This is a genomic window from Bifidobacterium amazonense (assembly GCF_018555435.2).
In the GTDB taxonomy this organism is placed as follows: Bacteria; Actinomycetota; Actinomycetes; order Actinomycetales; family Bifidobacteriaceae; genus Bifidobacterium; species Bifidobacterium amazonense.
Genome location: NZ_JAFEJT020000111.1, coordinates 1 through 3,259 on the forward strand (window position 1 = coordinate 1; position 3,259 = coordinate 3,259).

The following is a 3,259-nucleotide window of genomic DNA, read 5'->3' on the forward strand; positions in this document are numbered from 1 at the left end:
CACCATCACCCAACACGACCCTGACCCTACGCGACATCCCGCGGCCCTCCCTTGGACAAACACCACACACAATCCAAGAAGAACACAACCACACACAAAAGGCAAATTAAACCCGACGAAATACTAGCTGCAGATTCAGTCGTATCCGCCCGGTTTTCGGCGTGCACGAGCCCCACCGCGAACTCATGATCCGCAGCGTGACGTGCGACGGAGCACGGCCGATGATCGGCGTCCACTTCTCCAGCAGTCCGGGTAACGCCGCGCGGATCGTCGCTTCGGCCCGCCGCGCGAGATCGTCGGTCCAGACCATGCCGTTCTCGCCCGCGGATCGCTGCCGTTCGCGTATCTCGGCCAGCCGAGTCTGCGTCCGCACGATCCAGCCCTGCCGTTCCCGCACGAAATCAACGATCCGTCGTTCGCTCACGCGCAGGGGAGCCGAAATCTCCACGCCGCCGTCGATCGGCCGCACGCGCAGGTACATGTTCTTGATCGGCTTGCGCGTGACCGTCACCGGCAGGCCGTCAACGGTTACGGTCGTTGTGGTGCGGGATGTCTGCGACGTGCGGGAGGCGGCTGATTGGCGAAAAGGCATACGATCATTCTCGCGCGCCCGCAGACAGTCTGTCGCCGACCGATTCTTGGCCTTCCGACCAACTGTCGCCACAAAAACGACACGCCGAACAATCGTTGCAATTCCAACGAAAATAGAGCGTTCAGACATGTCCTTTTGACAAACCGCAGAATGCTGGTAATCTAGTCGATTGTGCGCTTTTGAAAAGCACACGGATCGGGCCCGTAGCTCAGGTGGTTAGAGCGCATCCCTGATAAGGATGAGGTCGGAGGTTCAAGTCCTCCCGGGCCCACAGGAAAAATGAAGCGGCCTTCGAGCCGCTCTTTTTTTCTACCCACAAGGTTGCACAACCATTGGGGCATTGGCGCAGCTGGTAGCGCATCTGCTTTGCAAGCAGAGGGTCGCCGGTTCGAACCCGGCATGCTCCACAGACAAGGGTTTCCGGTATTTCCCGGAAGCCCTTTTTTTGTTGCCGTTTTGCCCGATTGAGGACTGTTCGCGTGACCCCCATATCGCCCCCGCTTCCTACTATGTCAGTCGAGTCCGCGACGACCGGGTGCGGGATCGCAACCGACCCCTCGCACAGCCGAACGGCCGAACCGAATAACTGAACCAAACAACACAACAACCAAAACCCTTACCGAGTTGGTCTGCCGAGATTCTTGGTCGACAAGGCAACGGCTCTGGGCCATTAGCGCCCATGACATCCGGTCGGAACGTGCGCGAGCACGCCGCCGATGTCCGCGGTCGAAACGCACCGCGTGACGTTGCTGCAAGAACCCAACCCCCTCGGAAGGCGCGTGCGGGCGGTCGCACACGCCGGACCTACCGTGAGGAGAGCGCATTGTCGGCTTCTGTGTCGCCGTATCGTCGTCTGTTCGCCCTGCCGGGCACCAAATCGTTCTGCATTTCCGCGGCGGTGGCCCGCCTGCCTATGTCCATGCTCGATTTGGGCATTATTCTGGCGTTGAATCACGCGTATGGCGCGTGGACACTCGCCGGCATCATGAATACGGTGTACGTGCTGTCCATGTCGTGCGTCACGCCGTTGTACGCGAAGGCGTTCGACCGTTTCGGCCAGGCCCGCGTGGGCAGGCCGACGCTGGTGCTGCAGGTCGTGTTCATGCTTGCTTTCGCTCTTGCCGTGTGGCTGCGCGCGCCTGTTGCGCTGATGTTTGCCTTGGCCGTGCTGATGGGGGTGACCCAGTTTTCGTTCGGCGCGCTGGTGCGTGCCCGGTGGGCGTATACGTTGCGTGACGTGCGCGACGGCGAGTCGCTGTTGAATACGGCGTATGCCACTGAAGCCGCGATTGATGAGGTCGTGTTTATTCTCGGCCCGATGCTGACCGCCTGGCTTGCCACGTCGGTGCATCCGGTGGCTCAGCTGTTTGTGCCGATAGCCGCTGCGGCGATCGGCGGCACCGTGTTTTTCTCGTTGCGTTCCACGCAGCCGCGTCCGGTTGTGGAGATGGTCGACGTTGCGACTGCGTCCGGTATGCCGCATGCCGATGATGCGGATGGCACCGATGCGGACGGCACTGTCAGGAACGATGCCGGCATGAAGCGCAGCGCGCTGCTGTACCGTGGCATGTTGCCGTTGATCGCGGTGTTCGTCGTGTTCAATATGAGCTTTACGGCCGTGGACGTGTCGATCACCGCGGCCGTGAAGTCGATGGGCGCGGAGCGTTTTCTTGGCTTGCAGCTGGCGATGTATGCGGTCGGCTCGTGCATTGGCGCGCTGATCTTCGGCTCGCGGCGGCTCAGGGGCTCGCACTGGGCGCATATGGTGCTGTTTATGAGCTTGCTGACGGTCGGATTCGTGTTGTTCCGAGTGACAATGGATAACTTGGTCGTATTGGCGATCGTCGAGGTGCTGACCGGCTTGAACGTTTCTCCGCTGTTCACCACCGGCAGCTTGATCGTGCGCAGTTTGGTCCCGTCCGAATCGTTGACGGAGGGACTGAGTTGGCTGACTACGGCCGGCACTGCGGGAGGTGCGATCGGCTCGTCGGTGGCTGGCATGGTGTTGGACGTGTTCGGCGCGCACGGCGGCATGATGCTGCCCGCCTTGTTCACTGCCGCCGCCATTCCCTTGACGCTGTACGGTTGGCTCAGTTCGCGCCGTCGCCGATAAACCGCTTGGCCGCACCGGACAGACTGGCCTGACGGGCCAGTCCAGTCAGGCACTTTCGCGGCGGACCAGCGGGGCGGGGAACAGCACCGCCTTGCATTGCCATTCGCCGGTATTCAGCCGTTCGACCAGCATTTTTGTGGCCGTTTCCGCCATGGTGGCCAATGGTTGGGCGAATGTGGTCAGGCTGGGGGAGACGGCACGGGCCACATGGAAGTCGTCGAATCCGATCAGCGCAACGTCCTGGGGGACCCGTTTGCCGGCGTTCAGCAGCGTGCGTAGCGCTCCGCTGGCGATTTCGTCGGATTCGGCGAATACACCGTCCACTTCGGGGTGTTCCTCCAGTATCCGGTGCATGGTTGTCTCTCCGTGTTCGGCGCCGTATTCGCCAGACACCATTGCAACCGGTTCCAAATCCACGGCCTTCAAACCAGCCAGAACACCTTCGGAGCGTAGCACCGCGGCCTGCATGTCGGTCGGCCCCGCGATCACGGCGATATGGCGGCAGCCGCGCTCGCAGAGCAGCGTGGCGGCGTCGTACCCGCCCTGGTAGTTGT

The 3,259-nt window shown here is 61.7% G+C and carries 3 protein-coding genes and 2 tRNA genes; 3 read left to right on the forward strand and 2 right to left on the reverse strand.

Annotated features, from left to right (window positions below):
• Positions 1 to 106 precede the first annotated feature (106 nt).
• Positions 107 to 592: a M48 family metallopeptidase gene (locus JS533_RS13445; protein WP_241515317.1), complete on the reverse strand. Its 486-nt coding sequence runs from the start codon at positions 590 to 592 to the stop codon at positions 107 to 109.
• Between the two features lie 197 nt (positions 593 to 789).
• Here JS533_RS13445 and JS533_RS13450 point away from each other — a divergent pair.
• The 3 genes from JS533_RS13450 to JS533_RS13460 all read left to right on the forward strand — a co-directional run bounded on the left by JS533_RS13450 (position 790) and on the right by JS533_RS13460 (position 2,705).
• Positions 790 to 863 (forward strand) — tRNA-Ile (locus tag JS533_RS13450).
• Between the two features lie 63 nt (positions 864 to 926).
• A tRNA-Ala gene (locus JS533_RS13455) sits at positions 927 to 999 on the forward strand.
• Positions 1,000 to 1,511: 512 nt separating this feature from the next.
• Entirely contained in the window at positions 1,512 to 2,705 is a 1,194-nt protein-coding gene (locus JS533_RS13460) for an MFS transporter (protein ID WP_238548477.1), read from the forward strand.
• Positions 2,706 to 2,750: 45 nt separating this feature from the next.
• Here JS533_RS13460 and JS533_RS13465 read toward each other — a convergent pair.
• Positions 2,751 to 3,259: LacI family DNA-binding transcriptional regulator (locus JS533_RS13465; RefSeq protein WP_241515318.1), on the reverse strand; the 509-nt coding region annotated here is incomplete at its 5' end.